The sequence below is a fragment of the Pseudovibrio denitrificans JCM 12308 genome, assembly GCF_001310815.1.
GTDB classification, from domain to species: domain Bacteria; phylum Pseudomonadota; class Alphaproteobacteria; order Rhizobiales; family Stappiaceae; genus Pseudovibrio; species Pseudovibrio denitrificans.
The window spans coordinates 168,736-189,478 of record NZ_BAZK01000003.1 but is presented as its reverse complement, the minus strand read 5'-3'; the positions used below and the strand labels follow the sequence as shown (position 1 = coordinate 189,478).

General features: G+C 51.7%; 19 protein-coding genes, 2 tRNA genes and 3 pseudogenes. 11 read left to right on the top strand and 13 right to left on the bottom strand.

All coding sequences use genetic code 11. The annotated features are described in order from the left end of the window. Positions 1 to 10 precede the first annotated feature (10 nt). The 7 genes and pseudogenes from JCM12308_RS04405 to JCM12308_RS04375 form a co-directional block, all read right to left on the bottom strand. Positions 11 to 890 (bottom strand): annotated as a pseudogene (locus tag JCM12308_RS04405) (ABC transporter permease subunit). A 178-nt stretch (positions 891 to 1,068) separates the two neighbouring features. Then, entirely contained in the window at positions 1,069 to 2,376 is a 1,308-nt protein-coding gene (locus tag JCM12308_RS04400; RefSeq protein ID WP_008548196.1) for an extracellular solute-binding protein, read from the bottom strand. Between the two features lie 685 nt (positions 2,377 to 3,061). Then, entirely contained in the window at positions 3,062 to 3,550 is a 489-nt protein-coding gene (locus tag JCM12308_RS04395; protein ID WP_054782967.1) for a fasciclin domain-containing protein, read from the bottom strand. Between the two features lie 120 nt (positions 3,551 to 3,670). After that, positions 3,671 to 5,086, bottom strand: a complete 1,416-nt coding sequence (locus tag JCM12308_RS04390; RefSeq protein WP_054782966.1) for a cryptochrome/photolyase family protein — start codon at positions 5,084 to 5,086, stop codon at positions 3,671 to 3,673. A 165-nt stretch (positions 5,087 to 5,251) separates the two neighbouring features. After that, positions 5,252 to 5,326: transfer RNA gene (locus JCM12308_RS04385), tRNA-Ala, on the bottom strand. Between the two features lie 65 nt (positions 5,327 to 5,391). Further along, positions 5,392 to 5,467, bottom strand: a tRNA-Ala gene (locus JCM12308_RS04380). Positions 5,468 to 5,596: 129 nt separating this feature from the next. Continuing rightward, positions 5,597 to 5,972 (bottom strand): annotated as a pseudogene (locus JCM12308_RS04375) (TIGR02300 family protein). Positions 5,973 to 6,177: 205 nt separating this feature from the next. On the opposite strand from JCM12308_RS04375, the gene aroA reads away from it, so the two are divergent. The 3 genes from aroA to rpsA all read left to right on the top strand — a co-directional run bounded on the left by aroA (position 6,178) and on the right by rpsA (position 10,055). Further along, the gene (gene aroA, locus JCM12308_RS04370) at positions 6,178 to 7,533 is read left to right on the top strand and encodes a 3-phosphoshikimate 1-carboxyvinyltransferase (RefSeq protein WP_054783073.1); all 1,356 of its coding nucleotides are present in this window, start codon (positions 6,178 to 6,180) and stop codon (positions 7,531 to 7,533) included. Next, complete coding sequence (gene cmk / locus JCM12308_RS04365; RefSeq protein ID WP_054782965.1) at positions 7,530 to 8,165, top strand: (d)CMP kinase; 636 nt, start codon at positions 7,530 to 7,532, stop codon at positions 8,163 to 8,165. The genes aroA and cmk overlap by 4 nt, the downstream gene beginning before the upstream one ends. A 195-nt stretch (positions 8,166 to 8,360) precedes the next feature. Next, positions 8,361 to 10,055, top strand: a complete 1,695-nt coding sequence (gene rpsA / locus JCM12308_RS04360) for a 30S ribosomal protein S1 (RefSeq protein WP_008548461.1) — start codon at positions 8,361 to 8,363, stop codon at positions 10,053 to 10,055. A 138-nt stretch (positions 10,056 to 10,193) separates the two neighbouring features. Here the strand turns inward: rpsA and JCM12308_RS04355 are convergent, their stop codons facing one another. Continuing rightward, positions 10,194 to 10,559 (bottom strand): hypothetical protein, encoded by a 366-nt coding sequence (locus JCM12308_RS04355; RefSeq protein ID WP_054783072.1) that lies wholly within the window; start codon positions 10,557 to 10,559, stop codon positions 10,194 to 10,196. Positions 10,560 to 10,653: 94 nt separating this feature from the next. Next, positions 10,654 to 11,856 (bottom strand): GNAT family N-acetyltransferase, encoded by a 1,203-nt coding sequence (locus JCM12308_RS04350; protein ID WP_208608924.1) that lies wholly within the window; start codon positions 11,854 to 11,856, stop codon positions 10,654 to 10,656. A 343-nt stretch (positions 11,857 to 12,199) separates the two neighbouring features. Here JCM12308_RS04350 and JCM12308_RS04345 point away from each other — a divergent pair, with 343 nt between their 5' ends. The 6 genes and pseudogenes from JCM12308_RS04345 to lhpI all read left to right on the top strand — a co-directional run bounded on the left by JCM12308_RS04345 (position 12,200) and on the right by lhpI (position 16,979). After that, a complete protein-coding gene (locus JCM12308_RS04345; protein ID WP_014283545.1) occupies positions 12,200 to 12,904 on the top strand; it encodes an SDR family oxidoreductase in 705 nt (234 codons plus the stop codon). Between the two features lie 869 nt (positions 12,905 to 13,773). Further along, on the top strand, positions 13,774 to 14,085 hold the full coding sequence (locus tag JCM12308_RS04340) for a chorismate mutase (protein WP_008548209.1): 312 nt from the start codon (positions 13,774 to 13,776) through the stop codon (positions 14,083 to 14,085). A gap of 222 nt (positions 14,086 to 14,307) precedes the next feature. Further along, positions 14,308 to 15,312: a signal peptide peptidase SppA gene (gene sppA, locus JCM12308_RS04335; RefSeq protein ID WP_054782963.1), complete on the top strand. Its 1,005-nt coding sequence runs from the start codon at positions 14,308 to 14,310 to the stop codon at positions 15,310 to 15,312. Further along, positions 15,309 to 15,608, top strand: coding sequence for an integration host factor subunit beta (locus tag JCM12308_RS04330; RefSeq protein ID WP_008548293.1), 300 nt, complete (start codon positions 15,309 to 15,311; stop codon positions 15,606 to 15,608). Before sppA ends, JCM12308_RS04330 begins: the two co-directional genes overlap by 4 nt. A gap of 15 nt (positions 15,609 to 15,623) precedes the next feature. Continuing rightward, positions 15,624 to 15,974 (top strand): lipopolysaccharide assembly protein LapA domain-containing protein, encoded by a 351-nt coding sequence (locus JCM12308_RS04325; protein ID WP_208608922.1) that lies wholly within the window; start codon positions 15,624 to 15,626, stop codon positions 15,972 to 15,974. A 43-nt stretch (positions 15,975 to 16,017) separates the two neighbouring features. After that, positions 16,018 to 16,979, top strand: a pseudogene (gene lhpI / locus JCM12308_RS04320) (bifunctional Delta(1)-pyrroline-2-carboxylate/Delta(1)-piperideine-2-carboxylate reductase). Between the two features lie 21 nt (positions 16,980 to 17,000). Here lhpI and JCM12308_RS04315 read toward each other — a convergent pair. Beyond that, positions 17,001 to 17,639, bottom strand: a complete 639-nt coding sequence (locus tag JCM12308_RS04315) for a trimeric intracellular cation channel family protein (RefSeq protein WP_054782962.1) — start codon at positions 17,637 to 17,639, stop codon at positions 17,001 to 17,003. Between the two features lie 86 nt (positions 17,640 to 17,725). Next, entirely contained in the window at positions 17,726 to 18,379 is a 654-nt protein-coding gene (locus JCM12308_RS04310; protein ID WP_208978247.1) for a TetR/AcrR family transcriptional regulator, read from the bottom strand. A gap of 158 nt (positions 18,380 to 18,537) precedes the next feature. Here JCM12308_RS04310 and JCM12308_RS28990 point away from each other — a divergent pair, with 158 nt between their 5' ends. Together JCM12308_RS28990 and JCM12308_RS28985 are read left to right on the top strand one after the other, a co-directional pair. Beyond that, entirely contained in the window at positions 18,538 to 18,954 is a 417-nt protein-coding gene (locus tag JCM12308_RS28990; RefSeq protein WP_208978246.1) for an alpha/beta hydrolase, read from the top strand. Continuing rightward, positions 18,903 to 19,481: an alpha/beta hydrolase family protein gene (locus JCM12308_RS28985; protein WP_208978245.1), complete on the top strand. Its 579-nt coding sequence runs from the start codon at positions 18,903 to 18,905 to the stop codon at positions 19,479 to 19,481. Before JCM12308_RS28990 ends, JCM12308_RS28985 begins: the two co-directional genes overlap by 52 nt. A gap of 93 nt (positions 19,482 to 19,574) precedes the next feature. Here the strand turns inward: JCM12308_RS28985 and grpE are convergent, their stop codons facing one another. Next, positions 19,575 to 20,219 (bottom strand): nucleotide exchange factor GrpE, encoded by a 645-nt coding sequence (grpE, locus tag JCM12308_RS04300; protein WP_037036490.1) that lies wholly within the window; start codon positions 20,217 to 20,219, stop codon positions 19,575 to 19,577. A gap of 198 nt (positions 20,220 to 20,417) precedes the next feature. Next, positions 20,418 to 20,738, bottom strand: a complete 321-nt coding sequence (gene trxA, locus JCM12308_RS04295) for a thioredoxin (protein ID WP_008548703.1) — start codon at positions 20,736 to 20,738, stop codon at positions 20,418 to 20,420. Between the last annotated feature and the right edge of the window lie 5 nt (positions 20,739 to 20,743).

Genomic DNA, 20,743 nt, shown 5'->3' with positions numbered 1-20,743 from the left:
TGATCCCTCCTTAACTGTAGTGCACACGACGTTCAATCATACGGAACTGGAAGACCGTAAGAGCGAACACGAGGATCATAAGGATCACAGACTGTGCTGAAGACCCACCAAGGTCGTTTCCGCGGAAGCCATCGAGGAACACCTTGTAAACGAGCGTTACAGGGTTGTTGCCTGGCTCACCCTTAAGCACCAGATCGATAATACCGAAGGTATCGAAGAGCGCATAAGTGATGTTGATGATCAGCAGGAAGAAGCTGGTTGGAGCCAGCAGTGGGAACGTTACAGTCCAGAAACGACGGGATGAAGATTTACAATCGACCGCAGCTGCTTCCTGAACGGATTTCGGAACACTCTGGAGACCAGAGAGGAAGAAGATGAAGTTGATTGGGATTTGCTTCCAGACCGCGATCACGGTCATAGCAAATGCAGTATCAAAGTAGTTCACACCGATCTGCATATTCCAGCCGAGGGCATGCGCCAGATCGTTGAGTGGACCAATGTGCTGGTCAAACAGCATAACGCCTACGAGCCTGCGACGGGAGGGGCAATCGCATAAACCCACATCAGCAAGGTGCGGTAAGTGGAGGCACCTTTGATGACGTTATCGGCTTTTACTGCCAGCAGAAGAGCGATGCTGAGAGAAAAGAAAGTAACTGCAGCGGAGAAGATGAGCGTGAACCAGGCAGTTCTGCCGTATTCACTCGCAGTGACAACATCTTTGAAGTTATCTAGCCAACAAATGTCGAGCCGAAACCAAACGGGTCTTCAAGGTAGAAAGACGCTCTGATTGCTTCTGCCGCTGGCCACAGAAAGAAGACGCCAACAATCAGCAGCTGCGGGAGCAGCAGCATGTAGGGCATCAATGGATGTGAGAATTGAACTCGTTTCATGGACTGGCCTAGTCGCTGTTTTCGTTGTGGTGGCCGGTTGCCTAGCAAGCCTGACCGCTTGTTTTAAAAATGCTGCTCGAACAAACTGCCGTTCGGGAACATTTTATTTCTAAAACAACCTGAGACCGGAGGCACTTGATAGCGTCTCCGGCCCTAGCGAAAATCTAAGTGCTAAGTCTTAGTTAGCGGTCTTAGCAAAACGAGCCAGAAGCTTGTTTGCTTCGTCTTCGATGGTCTGGAACGCGTCGTCTACAGACTTTTCACCGGAGAAGATTTTGCCGTATTCACGGTTCATTACGTCACGCACCTGAACGTAGAAGCCCATGCGGTAACCTTTGGTGTTGTCGCCACCTGGCAGTGTCAGCTGCTTAATTCCAACTTCAGCTGCTGGAAGACGGTCGTAGTGGCCATCTTTCTTCGCAAGGTCGTATGCAGCGTTGGTGATTGGCACATAACCAGTTTCTTTGTGCCAGTAGTACTGCATCTCAGAGGAAGTCAGGAAGGAGTAGAAGTTTGCAACACAGTCGTTTTCGCCTTTTGGCTTGCCAGCCATTGCGAAGAGCGCTGCACCACCGATGAAGGTGTTGGTACCGGTTTCGTTAACAGAAGCCCAGTAAGGCAGGTTGGTTGCGGAGAATTTGAAGTCTGTGGACTTCATCAGACCGCCGAAGGAACCTGAAGAACCGAGCCACATTGCAGCGGAACCGTCCTGGAATACCTTCTGGTTGTCACCCCAGCCAGTGCCGTAGTAGCCGAACAGCTCAGCATCAAGCCAGCCTTTAACCTTTGTGAAGTGCATTTTGATCGCATCGTTGTTTACGAGGATCTTGGTGCCTTTCGCGCCGTCGTAACCGTTGTTGTTGGTTGCGAATGGCAGGTTGTGGCGGGACATGAAGTTTTCGGTGAAGATCCATGGCAGGTGAGACTGTGCCAGAGGAACGTAACCAGCTGCTTTCAGCTTAGGAGCGATTGCTTCAAACTCTTCCCAAGTCTTAGGAGCTTCAACGCCTGCTTTCGCCAGTGCTTCTACGTTGTAGTAGAGGATTGGAGTAGAGGAGTTGAACGGCATGCCGATCATTTTGCCAGCTGCATCTGCGTAGAAGTAGCGTACGCCAGCAATGTAGTCTTCGATGTTGAACTCAACACCTGCATCTTTCAGAAGGTCTTCAGCTGGAACAACTGCGCCCTTTGCACCGATGATGGTAGCGGAACCTGCATCAAATACCTGCAAGATGTTTGGCTGTTCGCCAGCGCGGAATGCTGCGATACCTGCGGTCAAGGTTTCTTCGTAGTTACCTTTGTAAACCGGGGTCAGGTTACAGACATCCTGAGATGCATTGTATTTGGTGGAGATTTCGTTGACAACTTCACCCAGACGGCCGCCCATTGCGTGCCACCAGTTGATTTCTGTCGCAGCGAAAGACGCTGTTGAAGACATTGCGAGTGCTGCAAAGGTTGCTACACCAGCTGCTTTACGAAGAGTCATTTTTGTTGCCCCCCAGTGGGAAAGTTGAAAAAATCTAACATGCGAAGCGGAGTGAACACCTGATCCATCGCCTTGGCGATCCATCCCCTACGCCTCATCTGCGATATCACTTAGGTGTTTCACACTAGGATGACAGTTTCTTGAAGTTTCGATGAATTGCAATTGGATCTTCGTTTTTTTTCATAATTATCATGAGATTGTCATGTTTCGGAAAAACGAAACCCACCTAAGCAGACTGTTTTTTATGCCAAATTTTCGACCTTTCAGCATGGTTGAAGTGTCTAAAATTGGAAGTTTTGTTTCGGAAAAATTCGATACGAAATAATACGAACATTGAGATTTACAGAAAGATTTGGCGGCTAATCACTTGATATATCGGGGAAATACCTAGACGGCGAACAAATTCAAATTTTGCACCTTGCACGTTTATGCCGATGAGCTGTCTTAATGCTTGCACGCGCAAATTTTCGAAGACAAAACAGGCCTGAACTTATCCACAGGCGCACTGTGTGCAACTCTCGAAATACAACTTCTAATGCAAAAACTTGCATTCTTGAGCAGGTGAAATGCATTCATTTCAATCAAATAGAGTCACCCGACTCCGTTTTATGACAGTTCAAAGGGCGCAGATCGGATGCTCCACGCCCTCTGGCAGAAACTCATAATGAGCTATGTCGCTCCCCGTTTAGTTTGAGGGCAGCAACACTTTATCGACGACATGAATGATCCCGTTGTCAGCTGGAATGTCCGCGCTGATGACGTTTGCATTATCTACAGTCACGCCAGACGTATTTTTCGAAACGGAGAGTGTCTTATCTCCTGATCCCTTAATCGTCTTCACGTGAATGGTGCGGCCTGGCAGATCAGTGGACGCCAGTTTGCGTGGGAGCACGTGGTAGCTAAGTACCGCAACGAGTTGATCTTTGTTCTCTGGCTTCAGAAGCGTTTCAATCGTTCCGTCCGGAAGCTCCGCAAAGGCTTCATCAGTCGGAGCGAACACGGTGAGGTTCTCACCATTGGCCAGTGCTCCATCCAAGCCCGCAGCCTGAGCGGCAGCAATAAGGGTGTTAAACTGCCCTGCCCCTTGAGCTACTTCTACAATAGTTCCTGCATTTGCATTTACTGAACCAGCAAGAACCAGTGAACTTACAAGTGAAATCATAGATAAACGCATAGAAGCCTCCACTCCCCAGAGATGTAACGAGGGAATTACATAAGGATTGACTGCGACAGACTGCCGCGCACAAAGCCTTATACTGATCAGGTCTGAAGGCAGATCACCTGAGTGCGAATTTTATTTCATCTCCTCAAAAGCACGCAGCGCTTCATCTCGAGATTTCTTGAGATCCACGATTGGAAGCGGGTAGTTTTCTCCCAGCGTGACACAAGCACTCTGCAGGATGTCCTTAGGCGCTTCCCAAGGCTTGAAGAGATACTTATCCGGCAGATCCTTTAGTTCAGGCAGGAACCGGCGTGTGTAATCGCCATGAGCATCAAACTTTTCGCCCTGCAGGATTGGATTGAAGATGCGGAAGTAAGGAGCTGCATCTGCACCGCATCCGGCGATCCATTGCCAACTGGCGCTGTTGTTGGCGAGATCAGCATCAACCAGACAATCCCAAAACCATTCTTCTCCCAACCGCCAATCCAGCAGCAAGTTTTTGACGAGAAACGACCCGACAATCATGCGCAGGCGATTGTGCATGTAACCGGTCTGCCAGAGCTCTCGCATGCCAGCATCGACAATCGGAATGCCTGTTTGACCTTTCTGCCATGCAAAAAGGCGCTGATCATCTGAGAGCCACGGGAAGTTGTCGAACTTTTCGTTCAGATTACTCTTTGGAAGAGTCGGGTTATTGAATAGCAGAGAATAAGAGAACTCACGCCAGCCCAGCTCACTGCGGAAATGGTCTATGTCTCGTGTTTCCTCATGTGAGCCTAATGCCCTCCAGATTTGGTTGGGAGAGATCTCACCAAAGTGCAGATGAGGCGACAGGCGGGAAGTATGGGTCAGAGCCGGGAAGTTTCGGCCATCTTTGTAATCGGAGAGCCCATCTTCAAAAAATGCATAGAGACGGTTTTGGGCAGCTTTTTCGCCATGCTCCCAGTGACTGCTCACTTGAGCTGACCACGGCCGTTCTTCGAGCAAGTTGAGCTCATCGATTGAGAGAGCCCCTTCTGTATTCAAAGGATGAATGCGCAATTGGCCAGGAACAGGCAAGGGCTTTCTGGGTTCCTGCGCCTGAAGGCAGCCTTTGCGATAGAAGGGAGTGAACACCTTATAAGGGCTGCCGTCCGGTTTACCTACCTGCCAGGGTTCCCAGAGGAGTGAGCCGTTGAAGCTCTTGGCTGTTACACCGTTTTCTTCAAGGTCAGATTTCAGCTGCGCATCGTGCTCTACTCGCCATGGCTCATAGCATCGGTTCCAGAAAACACCAGCTGCACCAGTCTCCTGAATGAGCGAGTTGATGATTACTGCCGGATCACCGCGCATTATCAACAGTTGCTCATTCAAGCTTTCATTGAGAGCTTTTAAAGAATAGTGCAGCCAGTTTTTGGTCGCGCCGCCGAGTTCTCGAGCACCGTACTCTTTATCATTCAGAACATAGAGAGGGATAACCTCTCCTGCATCGCAAGCCGCAGAGAGCGCAGGATTGTCGCTCAGGCGAAGATCCTGACGGAACCAATGGATTACGATGGATGCTGACATCGACGACCTCTGCACAAAAGAAACAGTTGCGGCAGATGTATAGCAATTTCCTTGCGTATCAATGGCTGCAGAACTTCAATTCTCTCATAGCATGAGATGCTGGAGACGAAGCTTCTGAAATAGATGATTTTGGGAGAAGTCAGCTATTTCTAGCTAAAGGGTAATTGGTGGAGCTAGGGGGATCGAACCCCTGACCTCTTCGCTGCCAGCGAAGCGCTCTCCCAGCTGAGCTAAGGCCCCATCTTTATCAGACAAATGGCATGTCCAATTTGGGAAGAAGATAGCCATTTCTTGCAAAATGGTTTTGGTGGAGCCTAGGGGGATCGAACCCCTGACCTCTTCGCTGCCAGCGAAGCGCTCTCCCAGCTGAGCTAAGGCCCCGTTCTTCTTCTAAGCACCGATACTTCAATGAAGTTTTTGTGCTGATGGAGGCGGAACATAGATGGGCCGCCCCCACATTTCAAGAGAATACTCTCATAACAGCCTGCGGTTTCACAGGCTGTGGAAATTTTAGCTTTCGTCGTCGTCGCGGCTCACAACGATGCCCGGAACGGAAGAGTCTTCGTCGTCTTCATCATCCAGGAATACGTCGGAGTCATCGCCACCGATGTCATCGCTGATGCCATCTTCGTCCAGATCAGGAATATCTTCACCAGCTGCTTCTGCATCAGCTTCTTCCAGAGATACCAATTCTGCATCGTCTTTTACCAATGCGTCCTCAGCTTCTTCTTTCTGAACAGCTTTTACAGCTTTTGCAGTCTTCGCTGTCATGCCCAGATCAAACATATCGCCACACTTAGCAGATGATTGGGTCACGGTTCAAATCATAGTATTTAGCGCCACACGCCGCGCACAGGCGCTTGGTTCCGAGTTCCGGTCTTGCCACGGTTCTCACCTTTGTTTGTATCTCGTTGACGGCCCCCTTAGCCTCAGGTTGGCCATCATGTCAAAGATAAATCTTAGAAATCTACCCGAAGTCGTACATTCACTGCCGAAATTTCGCAATAGTTCAATGCGCCCTAGGGTGACTGTCTTTTTCTTCCGTGTTAGGAGGAACTAGTTTTTTCAGTCTCGCAACCCCGGAAATGAACATGTCCCATAATTCGTCACCGCAAATTGTGACCGCTCACAGTGGCTCTCCGCTTAACGGCCAGATCAAAGTTCCAGGTGACAAGTCTATCTCCCACCGTTCCCTCATGTTTGGTGCATTGGCACTCGGCAAAACCACCATCTCTGGTCTGCTCGAATCAGAAGATGTGATTGGTACTGCAAACGCAATGAATGCAGTCGGTGCCAAGTGTGTTCGCCAGGAAGATGGTACGTGGACGGTTGATGGCGTTGGACTGGGTAGCCTGTTGGAGCCGGAAGCTCCAATCGACTTCGGAAATGCGGGTACTGGTGTACGTTTGGCAATGGGCATCTTTGCGAGCCATCCTATTGCCGTCACCATGACTGGTGATGCCTCCCTGTCTGGACGCCCAATGGGCCGCGTCCTTAACCCACTGCGCGAGATGGGTGTTCAGGTTGTGGCACGTAATGGCGATCGCCTGCCAGCGTCTATCCGCGGCAGCGACACTCCTATTCCGATCACGTATCGTGTGCCAATGGCCTCTGCACAGGTTAAGTCTGCAGTGCTGCTGGCTGGTTTGAACACTGCTGGTACAACAACCGTTATCGAGCCTGTGGCAACTCGTGACCACACTGAAAAGATGCTGATTGGTTTTGGTGCAGAGCTGAACGTTGAGATCAACGAAAGTGGTGAGCGCGTGATCACCCTGCAGGGTCAGCCAAAGCTGCAGCCGCAGGACATCACTGTTCCTGGTGATCCATCCTCAGCTGCCTTCCCGATTGTTGCTGCGTTGATCACACCGGGTTCTGATGTGACCGTTGAAGGCGTGCTTCTGAACGAGCATCGTATTGGACTTATTACTAGTCTGCTTGAAATGGGCGCTGATATTACCATCTCGAATGAACGGGAAAGTGGTGGAGAGAAGATTGGTGACATTCGCGCCAAGTATTCGAAACTGAAGGGTATTACGGTTCCAGCGGACCGCGCGCCTTCCATGATTGATGAATATCCAATTCTGTCTGTTGCCGCTGCCTTTGCTCAGGGTGAGACCGTTATGCTCGGTCTTGAAGAGCTGCGCGTGAAGGAGTCAGATCGTCTGGCTGCTGTTGCTCGTGGTTTGGAAGCAAACGGTATTCCGTGCGTCGAAAAACAGGACAGTCTGACTGTCACTGGTGGTGCTAACAATATTGGCGGTGGTACTGTTGCTACACATCTGGATCACCGGATCGCAATGAGCTTCCTTATTCTGGGGCTCGCTGCTCACAAGCCGGTTCAAGTTGATGATGCAGCACCAATCGCAACAAGCTTCCCGACCTTCCTCTCCATGTTTGGTGAGCTGGGTGGCAAGCTTGAAAATAAGAATGAGGAAGCTGCATGATTATTGCTCTGGATGGACCAGCGGCATCTGGCAAGGGAACACTCGCACGCCAGCTCGCTGAGCATTTTGGACTTCGCCATCTGGATACCGGTTTGACGTATCGTGCTGTTGCCGCTGCGCTGCTTGCGCGCGGCCTACCACTTGGTGATGAAGCTGTTGCTATCTCCGTTGCTCAGAACCTTGATCTGGGCAATCTGGATCGCAATCAGCTCTCCGCTCATGAGATTGGAGAAGCGGCGTCTCGCATTGCTGTTCTTTCTGGTCTTCGTGAGGAACTGGTGCGCCTTCAGCGTGCGTTTGCTGAGCAGGAGCCAGGTGCTGTTCTGGATGGCCGTGACATCGGCACTGTTGTGTGCCCGGATGCGACTGCAAAACTGTTTGTAACAGCCTCTCCGGCAGCGCGAGCAAAGCGCCGTACGGACGAGTTGAACAGCAAGGGAATTCCAGCTGATTTTAATGAAATCCTAGTGGATCTGGAGCGCCGCGACGAGCGTGACAGCACCCGCAAAGACAGCCCATTAAAACCCGCTGAAAATGCACACTTGCTTGATACGACAGAAATGGATATAGACTCCGCATTTCGTGCGGCTGTGGATATCGTCGAACGCGCCCGGAAAACGGCTGTTTCATAACAGCCATCGGAGTTCGCGTTTGTCGTTTCTAGCGACTGTCATGATACCGAATTTGGACAAGTGCGACCGCTTTCGCCGGCCCACTTACTTGTAAGTGGTTGTTTTTCAACGCGAGTTGAGAACCGGAAGCTCTTGTCCTTTAGTGTTAACACAAACCCGCCGGCGAGCGCCATTCTTATGGCACCAGGAGATTTCATGGAAAATCAGAACTTTGCTGCTGAAGACTTTGCAGCTCTGTTGGAAGAATCTTTTGCGACTTCCGACCTTTACGAAGGCACCGTTGTAAAAGGCACCGTTGTTGCTATCGAAAAAGACCTCGCAGTAATCGACGTAGGTCTGAAGGTTGAAGGTCGCGTTCCTCTGAAGGAATTCGGCGCTAAAGGCCGTGACGGCGAAATGTCCGTTGGTGACGAAGTAGAAGTTTACCTTGAGCGCGTTGAAAACGCGATGGGTGAAGCTGTTCTGTCCCGCGACAAAGCACGCCGCGAAGAAAGCTGGGTTCGCTTGGAAGTTGCTTTCGAAGCTGGCGAAAAAGTTACTGGTCAGATCTTCAACCAGGTCAAAGGTGGTTTCACCGTCGATCTGGATGGCGCAGTAGCATTCCTGCCACGCTCTCAGGTAGACATCCGTCCAGTACGCGACGTTACTCCTCTGATGCACACTCCACAGCCTTTCCAGATCCTGAAAATGGACAAGCGCCGTGGCAACATCGTTGTATCTCGCCGTACCGTTCTGGAAGAAACACGCGCAGAACAGCGTTCTGAACTCGTTCAGAGCCTGGAAGAAGGTCAGACCGTTGAGGGTGTTGTTAAGAACATCACCGACTACGGTGCATTCGTTGACCTGGGCGGCATCGACGGCCTCCTGCACGTTACCGACATTGCATGGCGTCGTATCAACCACCCAAGCGAAGTACTGACCATCGGTCAGACCGTGAAGGTGCAGATCGTTCGTGTGAACCAGGAAACACACCGCATCAGCCTCGGCATGAAGCAGCTGGAAACCGATCCATGGGATGGCATCGAAGCCAAATACCCACTGGACGCGAAGTTCTCCGGTCGTGTTACCAACATCACCGACTACGGTGCATTCGTAGAACTGGAGCCAGGTATCGAAGGCCTGATCCACGTCTCCGAAATGTCCTGGACCAAGAAGAACGTACACCCAGGCAAGATCGTTTCTACTTCTCAGGAAGTTGAAGTGGTTATCCTGGAAGTTGACGCTTCTAAGCGCCGTATCTCCCTGGGCCTCAAGCAGACTCTGCAGAACCCATGGGAAGCATTCGCTCAGCAGTACCCAATTAACGCAACCGTTGAAGGTGAAGTTAAGAACAAGACCGAATTCGGTCTGTTCATCGGTCTCGAAGGCGATGTTGACGGCATGGTTCACCTGTCCGATCTGGACTGGAACCGTCCGGGCGAGCAGGTCATCGAAGAGTACAAGAAGGGCGACGTTGTTAAAGCAGTCGTTCTTGACGTTGACGTTGAGAAAGAGCGCATCTCTCTCGGCATCAAACAGCTCGACGCTGATCCGTTCGAATCCGCTGGCGACGTTCGCAAGGGCGCAATCGTTAAGTGTGAAGTGACTGAAATCAAAGACGGTGGTCTCGACGTTAAACTCGTAGACGGCGACCTCTCTGCATTCATCCGTCGCGCTGACCTGTCCCGTGAACGTGGTGAGCAGGATCCAACACGCTTTAACGTTGGCGACGTAATCGAAGCTCGCGTTACTCAGTTCGACAAGAAGACCCGCCGCGTTGGTGTATCCATCAAGGCACTGGAAATTGCTGAAGAAAAAGAAGCAGTTGCACAGTACGGCTCTTCCGACGCTTCCTCTTCTCTCGGCGACATCCTCGCTGCAGCTATGAAGAAGCAGTCCGACGACGAATAAGATCTAGCAATAGATTTTGCGAAAAAGCCCGCTCATTTGAGCGGGCTTTTTTGTTGCGCTGATGAATGCGTTCGTTTGCGTTACTTCGTGTTTTTTTTTGCGCGCTTATGTCAGAGAAGCACCCTAAACCTGCTCAGATTACGGGAGCGGTGCATATTTGGGCTTCTCTGCCTGTTTGGCGCGAATGGCGTCCACCTTGGTCCAGATTTCATCCAGCTCCACTTCACCGCAATCGTGCATGTCGATGTGATGGGCGAGGCAGAGGGCGGCGAGTGTTACCATGACACCACCGGCTTCCTGTTTGAGCTCTCCAGCTTCCCGATTGAAAACGAAGTCGACAAGCTGATGTGCTTCGCTGGCAGTGCAGCCTGCGGACTGGACCAGTTCGAGAGCCTCTTCCAAAAAGCGATGGTTGCGTTCTGTCTTATCCGTGGCAATTTCCTTGCCGAAGCACTCCAATAGCCATGGGGCTACTCGTTCCTGAAAGCTTTCAGTCTTGCTCACGTTCAAATCTCCAGCCTGCGAGGATAATCCGGCTTTGCATTATCACAGGTCTTGGGAAATTGAGAGTGGAGACCAGCGACGGATCCCGACTGCGTTAGCCGATGATTTTCTTGACGGTGCTCATCAGGAGGGCTCGTGGGCCTTTTGGCAGGGCGAGGACGATGCGTTTTGCCAGAGGGCGCAGGTTCTTGAGCCAGAGGCTGGCATAGAGTTGGCCTTTGAAAGAGAGCGGACTGACGGCATCGAAGACGCTGGCGACTTCTGAGGTCCATGTCATCTTGTAGCGGGACGCTGGCTTGAGGAAGTCGATCCTATCAATCCCAAGCGCAAAGCAGGCTTCAACGACATCCATCTGATGGAGTTTGCCGGGGCTGGATTGCTCGTAGTCCGGGTTCCAGTCTGCCATGTAGGCGGAGTAACAGCCTTCAAAGAGGAAACCCCATTCGGTTGAAATCGGGAGATCACCATGTTTCAGCTCGAATGCAATGAGTTCGCAGCCTTTTGCGGGGCCTTTGCCCAAAGCCAGCAGGAGTTGCTGCAGGCCGTCACCTTCCAGAGCGCGGGAGGCGTATCCCATGGCTTCCACCCAGTTCTCACGGCCTTTCATAGTGCGCAGAACCATGGTCTCCAGCTCTGAGTCTCCCTGACGGATCACGCGGTGCGTCAGGCCTGCTGATTTGTGCAGGCGGTTGCGCTGGTTGCGGATGGTTTTGCGGGACCGGGTGGAGATGGACTTGAGATACTCCTCGAAGCTGTCCCAGTGGTTCAGCTCCAGCCATGGCGCGCCGTCTGTTTCTCCAACTTCCGTAAACTGAGCGCTGGCGTAATCGTAGAGAGCGCCGCCTTCTCTGATCTGGCGCAGGTGGATAATATCCGCTCCGGCCTTTTGCAGATGTGGCTTCAGGAGGTTGAGCACTTCGGCTGGTTTGTAGCCGGGTTCCAGCAGCATCTCGGAGTACTGTTGGAAGGGTTCTCCCAGGCCTGTTAGCGCTTTCAGGGATTTTTGCTTTTCAATGCGCAGCGGCAAAATCGCAATCAGGTTTTGCTGATCATAGACCGCGAAGATCTTGGTGGATTGGACCACTGAAGGATTTTCAAGCATCGCCATGGTCCAGGCATAACTTTGGAAGACCGGATTGCCCTTGGCGGATTGCTCCAGCTTGCGCCAGTGCTGCTGGATGTCAGCGACTTCTACAGGAGACTGCAGCACGCGCACCGATGGGTTCTGGAGTGCTTTTGTTGCTGAGCTTTGCTTTACAGCACCAAGCTCTTCCGATGTGACAACATCTGCCTGCAACAAATTTCTCCCTTACCGATGCTTTAAACGACTTTAACTCAAGCAGTTTGCGTAGCTTCATCCGAAAACCGGTGTCCTGTTTTCGGCGATAGGCTTTAAATCACTGAATCTCACGGCATGTGCCTGTACTCGCGATTTTTATACATAGTTATTTTCAACCAGTTAAAAGTAGAAGTATTTTATTGAAATCAGAGCAATTGAGTTCCTCACGTTTCCGTTAGGAACGCAAATGACAGAATTACTATGCCCTTCGCCCGGTTTCTCTCAGGGTGATGACAAATCGTCACTTGATTTCTTGCCCCGCAGAAAATGGAATGGTCCTGAATAATTTCAGGAGGGTTTCATGAGTGATTTGAAAGTCGCGCTTGTTGTTGCTGGTGGCAGTGGCATGGGTGCAGCAGCTGCACGCAAGCTGGCAGAGGACGGATACAAGGTTGCTATCCTCTCTTCCTCAGGCAAAGGCGAGAAGCTGGCTGAAGAGCTGGGCGGCGTTGGCGTGACCGGCTCCAACCTTGAAACAGCCGACCTGCAGCGCCTTGTTGATGCGGCCATGGAAAAATGGGGCCGCATCGATACTGTTGTGAGCAGTGCTGGCCATGGCCCTAAAGGACCGATCCTTGAGCTGACAGATGAAGACTGGGCTAGAGGCATGGACTTCTATCTGATGAACGTTGTCCGCATCACCCGCCTTGTAACGCCAATCATGGAAGCGCAGGGCAAAGGCAGTTTTGTCAACATTTCCACCTATGCGCTGTTTGAGCCTGAAGAACTGTTCCCTACCTCTGGCGTGTTCAGAGCGGGCCTCGCCGCTTTCACGAAGCTGTTTGCGGACAAATATGCGGCTTCAAACATCCGCATGAATAACGTGCTGCCGGGCTTCATTGATAGTTTGCCGGAGAAAGAAGAGCGCCGAAATCGCATTCCAATGGGCCGCTATGGCACCTCTCAGGAAGTGGCTGATCTGATTTCGTTCCTTGCCGGAGACACCTCCAGCTACATGACAGGGCAAAATATCCGCATAGATGGCGGTATTACGCGTTCAATCTAGGTTGGATAATTCTGTCAGGGTTGGCTTCGCATTTTGCGGAGACTGACTTTGTGATGATTAAGCAGGAAGGTCTTAAAGTAGCGAGACCTAAAAGGGGCGGAAATGCCCCTTTTTTAATGCAGCAACGCATTCCCCTAAGGTAAGAATAAAGCAAATTCTGTGATCCACAGCATTTACATGCCTTCAATTTTAATTAATGTAAATATGAATTCACTTTAATCAAAATAAATATAATAGATAAGCAATAGTAAATTGATGGTTATTTTTAGTATCAACTTTTAATTTGCTATATACCACCTAAGATCGAGTCATATTTCGAAATTTTCTATTTCTGATTTCTATTTATTTTCAAGTAACGTCTGTATATTACTTTACACAGCGAGCAAGAGAGTATCCCATTCTCTCAAACTCTACTGTGCTGTTTGTCTTGGAACACGAGCGAGACCAATAACAATAATAAGGTCCGTTCTGGTTCAGGACTTCGGAATGCCCTCGCGGTCCGCCCGAAACCGCAGGGCTAACTGGAAACCCGTTTTACGCCGTCCTTGCAGCAATCGGCTTTGGGTTTCCAACAGCGCGCGATGAACTATGCCCCTAGTTCTCGCGTCAAGAATTAAGATCACTGAACCTGTCGGTTTTCAGAGCAACCGATGAAACAGTGGCCCAAAAAAGACGAAAAGTCCAACTGGCCCCATGGCCGATAAGATCCCGTTCCGTTCTCAGCTCCCCCCCACCTCCTGATGAACGGAACGGATTTTTTATGCGATAATCATATGCCGGTTGCGACCCGGTAATTATTTCGGGTATGACATTTCAAAAGGTGGCATTTCCCAGCCGCTTCATTCAATTCGATAGGCAGCAAAAAACTAATGAAAACCTCTGCTCGTGAATGTCAGAACATGGCTCAGATCCGCGCTGAAATTGATCGCCTGGATTCCGAGCTTATCACCCTGTTTGCAGAGCGCTGGACGTACATTACCCGCGCTGCGGAAATCAAAAAACCGATTGGCCTTGCTGCCCGCATTGAAAGCCGCGTTGAAGAGGTGGCCAGCAATGTGAAGGCGCATGCCCGCGAAGCCGGACTGAACGAGAAAACCTACGAGACGATGTGGCGGCACCTGATGGAAAGTGCAATTGCGCACGAAGAAGACCTGATGGAAGCAGAGGAAAACGTAAAATAACATAGTATCGCCATTTTCTCTGGCATCTTAGTCGATTAGCATTGCAACCAGAAATTTCGGAGATTTGACAGGCTGTGTCCCCCAAATTAACCGTTTGGCAGTGACAAAGCCTAATTTATGGTCGTGTTTTTACCGCCTGCAGAGAAAGAACACTTGGCTTATTCAAAAGCTTAGGTATTGTTTCCCTATAGTCGCTTAATTGAGTTTGACCGGGAAGACCCCATGAGTCTAGACAGTGACGTTCTTATTGATCGTAGGCGCCTGAGACGTAAAGTTTCATTCTGGCGTGTCGTTAGTTTTTTAGCACTGGCAGCATTGCTGTTGTGGGGTGGCGCTGAGGCAACCGGCCTTGGAGAGCTCGCCCGATCCGAAAATCATATTGCTCGCATCGAAATCAGCGGACCGATCACCTATGATCGCCGCCAGCTGGAAATGCTTGAAGCAATTGCCAAGGATGACACCGTGCAGGGCGTCATCGTTTCCATTAATTCCCCAGGTGGCACTACATCCGGCGGTGAAGCGCTGTACAATGCGCTGCGCAAGATTGCCGAGAAGAAGCCTGTGACAGCGTCCATCACGACGCTTGGCGCTTCCGCTGCTTATCTTTCTGCTATCGCCAGTGACCACCTTGTTGCTCAATACACCTCTTTGACCGGCTCAATTGGTGTTCTCTTCCAATACGGTAACGCGAAGGGCCTGCTCGACAAGATTGGTGTTGAGATGGATGCGATCAAAAGCGCGCCATTGAAAGCTGAACCAAACTTTTATGAGCCAGCCACACCTGAAGTGAAGGAAGCCTTGCAAGACATCATCGACGATACCTATATGTGGTTCGTTGGGCTGGTTGCAGAACGCAGAGGCCTTTCCCAGGAGCGTGCGCTTCAGCTTGCCAATGGTCAGGTTTATACCGGACATCAGGCAAAAGGGCTGGAGCTGATCGACGAGATTGGTGGCGAACAGGCTGCGCATCAGTGGCTTATTGAGAAAAAAGGGCTTTCCAGTGATTTGAAAATTATCGACTGGAAACCAGAATCAGACGAACGGACACTCCCGTTCCCTGCAAATTTATTAGGCTTTTTGGGTAGTGAGAACCAGAATTTGATACACTCACTTCTCAAAACAGCAAAAAGTGTCGTAGATTCAAGCCTACCGCTTGACGGTCTCGTGTCTGTTTGGCAGGCTCCGGATGCGGCAACAGTCTCAGCACGTTGGGGGGGCAAAGCATGATTAAATCGGAATTAGTTCAGACTATCGCGGAGCGTAATCCGCATCTCTATCAGCGTGATGTAGAGAATATCGTAAACGCCATTCTTGATGAAGTTACCGAAGCGCTGATGCGCGGTGACCGCGTTGAGCTGCGTGGCTTTGGTGCGTTCTCCGTGAAGAACCGCCCTGCTCGCGTAGGACGCAACCCAAGAACTGGCCAGAAAGTTGAAGTTGGCGAAAAGTTCGTTCCGTTCTTCAAAACCGGCAAAGAAATGCGCGAACGGCTGAACGACGGCACGGATCACGGCGAAGACTGATCCTGGAGTAATAAATTGGCTCGTTTCCTTCGGAACCTGCTGCTTATCCCTATAGCAGCTCTACTTGTTGTACTCGCGGTTGCGAACCGGCATTCCACGCTGATTTCGCTTAACCCCTTTAATCCAGAGGATCCGATGTTGACCTTCAACATCCCGGTGTTCTGGTTACTGTTTGGCGCTGTTGGACTGGGCGTGGTGCTCGGCGGTGTGGCGACCTGGATGCGACAAGGCCGTTTCCGCAAGGAAGCTCGCGTACAGCGGCGGGAAGCGAACCAGCTTAAACATGAAGCGGATTCACTGCGTAAGGTGGCACAGGGTGACATTGCACCTGGCTTGCCATCACCAGACCATAAAAAGGCAGCCTAACCGCTTTATTACTCTGCCTGAACGCTGAAAACGGGGATTGCGAATGCGGATCATCACTGCTCAGGAAATTGAGGAGGTGATGAACTTTCGTGATCTTCTTGAAACGCTGAGACGTGCTTTTCGTGTTGGTGCGGTGGCCCCTTCCCCGCTCACACAAAGAATTGCACGTCCTACCGGCCTCGATGACGGCTCTCTCACCATTTCCTCCGCATGGCATGACTTTGCAGCTCAGGACACCATTGAGCGCGGGTTTATCGGGACGCGGATCGAAAGCTCGCTTCCGGGCTCTCAGGAACATCAATCCCCCAGTGTTGCAGGTGTTTACCTCTTGCAGTCCGGCAAGACCGGGACGCCGCTTGCATTGCTCGATGGCAAAGCACTGGTGAACTGGCGCACGGCGGCCACATCGGCGCTGGCTTCCTCCTACCTGTCCCGAGAAGATTCCTCCCGCCTGCTGATGGTGGGGGCTGGCAGTCTTGCGCCGTATCTGATTGAAGCGCATGCCTCTGTGCGGCCTATCAAGGAGGTTCTCGTGTGGAACCGGAGCCTGCCGGGGCTCAGCAGCTGGTGGAGGCCATGCAGGGCCAGGCCTTTACGATTTCGGCCACAACGGATCTGGGCGGGGCTGTTCGTGGGGCGGATATCGTTTGCTGCGCCACGAGTACGCATAGGCCGCTCATCAAAGGCGAATGGCTTCAGGAAGGCACGCATCTGGATCTGGTGGGCTCGACCCATGCGGATCAACGTGAGTGCGATAATGAGGTGATTTCGCAGGCGCGGCTGTTTCTCGACAGCTATGACACGACGCCGACGACTGCTGGAGAGCTGAAGGAGCCGCTGGCGGATGGGGTGTTGAGCCTGCAGGACATTGCGTCTGATCTGGCAGAGCTGTGTCAGGGAGACCGGGCAGGCCGTCGGTTTTACGAGCAGATCACGCTGTTCAAGTCCACGGGCACCGCACTGGCTGATCTGGCCGCTGCGGGGCACGTTTATCTTCGCGTTTAACTCGGCTTTTCCGGCTGAGGCCTAGTCGAGGTCCTCAAGATCTTTCTTTCTTGGCGGTGCGTAGCTCGGCAGGTGCCAGTCTTTCGCGATAGCACCACCGCGCAGTATCATCGCAACAGCAAAGCCAAGAGCTGCTGCAAGGTTGCTGCCTCCTGTTACCATGAGCACAGCGGTGTACGTGGTCGCGCCTGCCAGAGCAGCTGCGAGATAAATCTCTCTTTGCAGGAGGGCAGATGGTTGGCCGGCGATGATATCTCGCAAAATTCCGCCGAATGTGGCGCTCGCAACCCCCATGAGAACAGCGATAGCAGCCGTATCACCCAGTGAGATTGCCTTCGCAGCACCCATCACAGAGTAGGCAGCAACGCCAACCGCATCGAGCCAACGCAAAGGGCGGCCCCATGCTTCAACTCTATGAGCAAAGAACCACATGCCGATGGAGACGATAAGGCAGACATAGAGGTAGCTCTCATCTTCGATCCAGAATACTGGCACATCAAGCAGGGTATCGCGCAGGGTTCCGCCACCGATGCCCGTTAAGGAGCAGAAGAACAGAAACGCGATAAAATCCTGACGCAGACGTGCAGCGACCAGTCCGCCCGTCACGGCAAACACGGCCACGCCCAAAAAGTCCAGATACTGCCAGATCTCAGAATGCATCTACGTCATGCCCGCAAATTCGTTGGTTTCAAGATTGGTGGTTTTAGTCAGCCATCTTAAAAAAGCAACCGGAGAACTACACTACTTCATTTGTTGGATTTAAATAGCCCAAGATCCTGTGAAGGTTTTGGGGACAGTGACAAGAACCTCAGATCAGCCTGCGTTTCTTGCAGAGCTTCCGGCAGCATCAGGCCTTCCAGCGTCTCCTTGATCAGCTTCTCCATGGCCTGCTTTTCGTCCTTCTCTTCGGGAGAGAGATGCATCACGCGCATCATGGCATCAAGGCCAAACAGGAAGGCGATGACAAGGATCGAGCGGAGTTTCGCATCATCACCTTTGATGCTGTCGCTGAGTTCATCCACCACCTTATTGCCCAGAGCCTCGCGGATCATGGGGGCCACCGTCTCGTTACCCATAGACCGCAGGATCGCCTGCGTCGGGTCCAGCGTCATCGGACCATCGAGGTTCTTGGTGGTCATGTAGTGTGCGATGCGGGCGGGGATGTTTTCCATATCCCCGATCATCAGCGGCGCCATGGTCATGCCCGGCAGCACGGCTTCGCGGAACAGGTTTTCCTTGGAGCCGAAGTAACGTGTCACCAAAGCGATGTTGGCTTCGGCGAGATCTGCGATCTCTCTCGTTCCCGCACTATCATAGCCTTTTTGGGAGAACTTGGCGCCCGCCGCTTGCAGGATGCGGTCTTTGGTTTGCGCGGCATCTCGTTGTTTATTCTGGGACATTCAGGTTGCTCCGGCACTTGTAAGCTACCGCTTACATTTATTCTTGACTCTAAAGTAATCCATCGCTTACTTTTCTGTCAACAATGTAAGCGACTGCTTACTAAAACCAAGTACGTCCCGACAGATCGTCATGAACCACGTTAGAATGGAGAGACCAGATGATCACGATTGACCAGAGCACATTCAAGCCCGGCAAGAACTCAATCAGCTTCACAACAAAGGGCTACCGGATTGCCGCAGATCTGTACCTGCCAGAGGGTTTTGAGACTGCCCCTTGCCCTGCCATCATCTTTGCCCGTCCGGCAACGCAGGTGAAGGAGCAGGCCAGCGTTGTCTATGGTGAGAAGGTATCCGCCCGTGGCTATGCTCTGCTGGCCGTGGATCACATTGGCTTTGGTGAGAGTGAAGGTGAGATCCGCAATTACGAGAACACTGAGAACATCATCGCTGTGCTGACAGACGGCATCACCGTACTGCGTCATCTGGATTGCATTGATGAAAACCGGGTTTACGGCATGGGGCTTTGCATGGGCGGTGCTACATCACCCGTCTTGCCTTCCTTGATAAGCGCCTGAAAGCCATCGCCACCATGTCTGCATACTTTGACTGCGCGACAGCCTTTGCACAGATGATGGATGAGGAAACACGCGGCCAAGCGATCCTTGGAGCAAATCTGGCGATGGAGAAATACCTGCAGACTGGTGAAGTGGATCGGTATCCCGTCCTCGGCGCCATGAAACCGGGTGAGATTCCAGAGGGTACACCTCGTTATTACGCTGATGCCGTTGATTATTACATGACATCCCGCGGCGCGCTGGAGCATGCACCAAACTACTCCAACATGCTGCCAGCCTTCCAGCTGCCAATCGACCCGGCCCTGAACCACTCCCCTTATGGAGACCAGCTGACCTTGCCAAAGCTCTTCATTCGCGGATCAGATGCAGCTATCACCGGTCCACTGACTGATCTGTTCTACCCAAATGCAGCAGAACCTAAGGAACTGATGGTGGTGGAAGGTGCCGAGCACTTCGACCTTTACGACATTGACCAGTACGTCGATCAGGTCATTGACCGCGTTGATACCTTCTTCCAGGCCAACTGAGCTGTCACTGACACAACAAAAACGGAGGCCATGTAACGGCCTCAGTTTTGGAATTCTTTTGAGAAGCCCTCATTTGTGTGAGGGCTTTCTTTTTTAGGCTTCTTTGTCGATTGTGGAGCCTGGCTCTGCTGCTTTGTCGGCAACTGGGGCTACTTTTGGGCCACCTTTGGAAACGCCGACCATTGCAGGGCGCAGGACGCGCTCGCCGATGACGTAGCCAGCCTGAACAACCTGAACAACGGTGTTGTTTGGAACTTCAGTGTTCGGCACTTCAAACATCGCCTGATGGAAGTGTGGGTTGAACTTTTCACCTTCTGGAGACAGGCGCTTCACGCCGTGCTTTTCCAGGTGGTTGAGCATTTCACGCTCGACCAATTCAACGCCTTCAACCAGCGCCTTCAGGTTATCGTCGTTCTCACGCGCATCATCAGGCAGTGCTTCGATTGCACGGCCAAGGTTGTCGTTTACAACCAGCATGTCGCGGGCAAAGCTTGCCACTGCGTATGCTTTTGCGTCTTTGACTTCTTTTTCGGTCCGGCGGCGCAGGTTTTCCATTTCCGCCATGGTGCGCAGAGCGCGGTCTTTCAGGGCAGCGTTTTCAGCCTGCAGTGCTTCGATTGGATCTACTTCCACAGCAGCTTCTGCCTGCTCAGCGCCATTGGCACTCGCAGCTTCCTCAACCACAGCTTCCGGATTCATCTGCTCTTCTGCCTGCGGAGTTTTGTCTTGATCGCTCATCGTCATCCCGTCTTTCAAACTTGCTCTTATTCACCGAAGAGCAAAGCAGGGCTGCCAACAGGCGCCCGTGCCAAAACTTTATTCGGTCCTTATTTAGTCACTGTTTGCCAAAAACAAAAGACCTCCGGCCACTTCCGTGACCGGAGATCCTCAGAATGCCCGATTTTACTCAGCATTTCGTTGCAGATACCCTCAAAATTATGAGTACTGCTTGATCCAATCAGCAATTTTGCCCTTTGGCTGTGCACCAACGAGGGTCGCAGCAGGCTGACCATCCTTGAAAAGGATCATGGTTGGGATTGAACGAACGCCGTAGTTCATTGCGCTCTGCTGGTTGCTGTCGATGTCCAGCTTAGCAATCTTAACCTGACCAGCCATTTCCTCGGAGATTTCTTCCAGAGAAGGCGCAATCATCTTACAAGGACCGCACCAGGTCGCCCAGAAGTCTACGAGAACAGGGGTAGAGCTCTGGAGTACTTCAGCTTCGAAGTTACCGTCTTCAACATTCACAGTGGCCATTTTTG

Bases quoted from the DNA above. Each gene is read 5' to 3' on its own strand.
- aroA (WP_054783073.1), top strand. From the start codon at position 6,178: ATGTCCCATAATTCGTCACCGCAAATTGTGACCGCTCACAGTGGCTCT.
- JCM12308_RS04345 (WP_014283545.1), top strand. From the start codon at position 12,200: ATGAGTGATTTGAAAGTCGCGCTTGTTGTTGCTGGTGGCAGTGGCATG.
- JCM12308_RS04330 (WP_008548293.1), top strand. From the start codon at position 15,309: ATGATTAAATCGGAATTAGTTCAGACTATCGCGGAGCGTAATCCGCAT.
- JCM12308_RS04340 (WP_008548209.1), top strand. From the start codon at position 13,774: ATGAAAACCTCTGCTCGTGAATGTCAGAACATGGCTCAGATCCGCGCT.
- JCM12308_RS04315 (WP_054782962.1), bottom strand. From the start codon at position 17,639: ATGCATTCTGAGATCTGGCAGTATCTGGACTTTTTGGGCGTGGCCGTG.
- rpsA (WP_008548461.1), top strand. From the start codon at position 8,361: ATGGAAAATCAGAACTTTGCTGCTGAAGACTTTGCAGCTCTGTTGGAA.
- JCM12308_RS04395 (WP_054782967.1), bottom strand. From the start codon at position 3,550: ATGCGTTTATCTATGATTTCACTTGTAAGTTCACTGGTTCTTGCTGGT.
- JCM12308_RS04390 (WP_054782966.1), bottom strand. From the start codon at position 5,086: ATGTCAGCATCCATCGTAATCCATTGGTTCCGTCAGGATCTTCGCCTG.
- trxA (WP_008548703.1), bottom strand. From the start codon at position 20,738: ATGGCCACTGTGAATGTTGAAGACGGTAACTTCGAAGCTGAAGTACTC.
- JCM12308_RS04310 (WP_208978247.1), bottom strand. From the start codon at position 18,379: ATGTCCCAGAATAAACAACGAGATGCCGCGCAAACCAAAGACCGCATC.
- sppA (WP_054782963.1), top strand. From the start codon at position 14,308: ATGAGTCTAGACAGTGACGTTCTTATTGATCGTAGGCGCCTGAGACGT.
- JCM12308_RS04400 (WP_008548196.1), bottom strand. From the start codon at position 2,376: ATGACTCTTCGTAAAGCAGCTGGTGTAGCAACCTTTGCAGCACTCGCA.
- cmk (WP_054782965.1), top strand. From the start codon at position 7,530: ATGATTATTGCTCTGGATGGACCAGCGGCATCTGGCAAGGGAACACTC.
- JCM12308_RS28990 (WP_208978246.1), top strand. From the start codon at position 18,538: ATGATCACGATTGACCAGAGCACATTCAAGCCCGGCAAGAACTCAATC.
- grpE (WP_037036490.1), bottom strand. From the start codon at position 20,219: ATGAGCGATCAAGACAAAACTCCGCAGGCAGAAGAGCAGATGAATCCG.